3 protein-coding genes are annotated in these 3,292 nt (G+C 72.4%); 1 reads left to right on the forward strand and 2 read right to left on the reverse strand.

The window, feature by feature from the left end:
• Together ACFXB5_RS53185 and ACFXB5_RS53190 are read right to left on the reverse strand one after the other, a co-directional pair.
• The coding region (locus tag ACFXB5_RS53185; RefSeq protein ID WP_385223213.1) for an MFS transporter at positions 1 to 1,545 on the reverse strand (1,545 nt) is incomplete at its 3' end.
• Entirely contained in the window at positions 1,542 to 2,132 is a 591-nt protein-coding gene (locus ACFXB5_RS53190; protein WP_385223215.1) for a TetR/AcrR family transcriptional regulator, read from the reverse strand. The genes ACFXB5_RS53185 and ACFXB5_RS53190, both read right to left, overlap by 4 nt.
• Before the next feature lie 245 nt (positions 2,133 to 2,377).
• On the opposite strand from ACFXB5_RS53190, the gene ACFXB5_RS53195 reads away from it, so the two are divergent.
• A complete protein-coding gene (locus ACFXB5_RS53195; RefSeq protein ID WP_385223216.1) occupies positions 2,378 to 3,226 on the forward strand; it encodes a hypothetical protein in 849 nt (282 codons plus the stop codon).
• The last annotated feature ends 66 nt before the right edge of the window (positions 3,227 to 3,292 follow it).

Raw genomic sequence — 3,292 nt, forward strand, 5'->3', positions numbered from 1 at the left:
ACACCCCCCCGCCCCCGCCCAGCCCCCTGTGCCCCCGCCTCGGGGTTGTTGGTGGGGTTGGGTGCGTCTGGCTTCGTCAGGGAGAGGATGCACCGGCTGATCCTCCGGCCGCCGCGCCGCCGCACGGCCGGGCAGCCTGGTGGCCAACAGCGCACCGGCCGCGGCCACGGCCGCGAGGACCGTCAGCGCCGGTCCCATCGCCGAGAGGAAGACATCGGCCGCCCAGCGCGGCCCGTCGCCGGGCGGCCGTCCGGCGGTGCCGCCCCGCCCGGCCACGCTCATCAGCGTGGTGGCGGCGGCGACCCCCAGCGCGGGCCCGATGTTCATGGCGGTCTGCTGGAGCCCGCCCGCCACCCCGGCGGTGTCCACGGACGCGTCCCGCACGACGACGGTGGTCGCGGTGACCATCACGGTGGCGAAACCCGCGCCCAGCAGGAGGAAGCAGCCACCGATCGCCTCGGCGCCCGAGCCCCGGCCGAGCCGGGACATCAGCAGCACACCGGCCGCCACCAGAACCATCCCCGCCACCGCCGTCCGGCGGGCACCCTGACGGCGCGTCAGCATCGCCGCCACCGGCGCGCCCAGCACCATCATCACCGCGAGCGGCAGCGCCCGCAGCCCACTGGCAAACGGATCCAGCGCGAGCACGTCCTGGAGGTAGTACGTGCCGAGGAACAGCGCCCCGAACAGTGCGGCCGACGCGGCCACCAGCACACCGAGCGCCGGGCCGACGGTGGCCGACCGCAGCACACCCGGCGGCACCAGCGGATCCTCCGTCCGGCGCTCATGCCGTACGAAGACTCCTCCGGCCGCCACGGCGCACCCGAGCCCGAGCGCGGTCGCCACCGTCCAGCCGGTTTCGGGGATGCCGACGAGCGTGTGCACCAGCCCGGCGAGCGCCACCGCGAGCAGGCCCGCACCGGGCAGATCGAGCCGCGGCCGGGCGGTCTCACGGGGCGCCGCCGGGGCGCGGACAGCGAGCACCGCCGGGGCCCGGACGGCGAGTGCCGCCAGCCCCATGGCGAGGGCGGGCACGACGTTGACGAAGAACACCGCCCGCCACCCCAGGTGGGTGGTCAGCGCCCCGCCGACCAGCGGACCGGCCACGGCCGCCAGCCCGATGGCGCCGGTCCGCACCGCGACCGGCCGGCCGAGCCGGTCGGGCGGGTACGCGGCCCGCAGCATCCCGAGGGTGGCGGGTTGCAGCAGCGCCCCGAAAACGCCCTGGGCGACCCGCAGCCCGATCACCCAGCCGATGCCGCCCGCGAACCCGATGCCCGCCGAGGCGGCGCCGAAGCCCAGCATCCCGAGGGCGAAGACGCGCCGATGGCCGTAGCGGTCGCCGAGGCGGCCCGCGAACACCAGCAGACTCGCCACGGCGATCAGATACCCGGTACTGGTCCACTGGACCTGGGCGAACGTGGCATGGAGGTCCCGTTGCAGCCGGGGCTGGGCGACGGTCAGCACAGTGCCGTCCAGGGCGACGATCACGGCTCCGGTGACGCTCGCGACGAGGGTGAGGCGCCGTCCGCGCGGGGAGCTCATCGGGCCTCCGGGCCGAGGTGGGCGTCGAGCGCGGCCCGCAGCAGCGGCTCGGGATCATCGCCTCCCACCGCGAGCTGAAGGCTGCCCCAGCCCCACAGCTGGGCGATGCCGTGCAGATTCGCCCACAGCGCGCCCGCGACGATCCGTGGCTCCGCGCCGGAGTCCGGCCGCGCCCCGGCCACCAGGTCGACGAGGGTGGCGAAGAGCGGCAGGCTCGTCTCCCGCAGGCCCAAGTGGTCGCTCTCCAGGAGATCGTGACGGAACATCAGCTCGAACATGCCGCGGTTGGTCAGCGCGAAGTCGAGCCAGGTCCGCGCCAGCGCCGTCAACTGCGCGCGGGGATCGCTCTCATGGGCGGCGATCGCCGCACCGGCCTGGGCGGCCAGGCTCTCGAAGCCGCGGCGCGCGATGGCGGACAGCAGGGACAGATGTGTCGGGAAATACCGCCGCGGGGCGCCGTGGGACACCCCGGCCCGGCGGGCGATCTCCCGCAGCGAGAGGGCACCGACGCCCTCCTCGTCCACCAGCTCCACTCCGACGTCCACCAACCGGGACCGGAGACCCGTGTCCTGCTCACGCTCAGCCATAGACACTGTCTACCAGGCTTTCGTAGACAGTGTCTACGAGTTCATAAGAACGAACAATCGCTCAAGATGAGGGACGGAGAAACCCTCACAGGCACCAGAAGACAGCAGGGCTGTCCATCTACATGAACCATTCTCAGGTAAAGAACCGTCCGTGAGCCTTGACGGTCCATTTGGTCCGGTCCAAGGTGCGTGGTGCGCCATGAGCACGCCACTCCTTTACCGGATCAGGAAGGAAGTCAACGACCATGGCAGAACCCCCCGCTCCCCACCCGTTGAGCCGCCGCCGGGTCCTCGGTTCGATGGCCGCCGCGGCCGTCGGAACACCGATCGCCCTCGGGCAGCTGACCTCGGGCGCCACCCTGGCCTCCGCCGCCTCGCGCGCCGCGGCCGCGCAGTTGCTCTGGCATCCTGACCCGTCCAGCGACGGGCTCAAGGCGTTCGAGGGCATCGAGGCCGACCGCGGCGGCGCTCACCCCGACCGGAAGTACGTGATCGTCGAGGGCGGTGACCACTACCGCTTCAACATCTGGAAGGACGACCGGGACACCACCGGGGGCGGCGACCGCCAGCGCACCGAGTCCAAGGGCATGGTGCAGGACGGCTCCGCCGTGAAGATGCGCGACGGTGAGACGTGGAGTCTCAGCTACGAGATGTTCATGCCCACCTCGCTGCACGGCACCAGCAAGTTCACCCATATCTTCCAGACCAAGACCCCGGTGGACAACGGCGGTCCGTACATCACCCTGGACCTGGGCCGCAGCGGCAGCACGGAGCTGCTGCGGGCCCGTGCGTACGCCAACTCCGGCTCACCGGACATCGCCTCGACGAACCTCGCGCCGCTGCGCAACAAGTGGATCACCATCGAGTGGACGTTCACCGTCGGCTCGAGCGGCAAGGCGGCCTGCGTGGTGCGCAACGGCACCGGGTCCGGCGCCCCGGTGGCGGTCCAGGGCAGCATGTCCAATGTGAAGATGCCCGACCAGGACGACTACCAGCGGCCCAAGTGGGGCATCTACCGCTCGGTCGAAAGCGCCTCGTCGGACATCCTCGACACCTATCTGCTGTTCCGGAACTTCCGGGCGTCCAAGTCGTAGCCGACGGCCCCTCCCGCGGCGCGGCACACCCGCGGCGGTGACGCGGGGCCGGTGGCGCCCCGGCCC

It is taken from the genome of Streptomyces sp. NPDC059455 (assembly GCF_042750115.1).
In the GTDB taxonomy this organism is placed as follows: Bacteria; Actinomycetota; Actinomycetes; order Streptomycetales; family Streptomycetaceae; genus Streptomyces; species Streptomyces endocoffeicus.

Coding starts and splice junctions, on each gene's coding strand:
- ACFXB5_RS53190 (WP_385223215.1), bottom strand. CDS start 2,132: ATGGCTGAGCGTGAGCAGGACACGGGTCTCCGGTCCCGGTTGGTGGAC.
- ACFXB5_RS53195 (WP_385223216.1), top strand. CDS start 2,378: ATGGCAGAACCCCCCGCTCCCCACCCGTTGAGCCGCCGCCGGGTCCTC.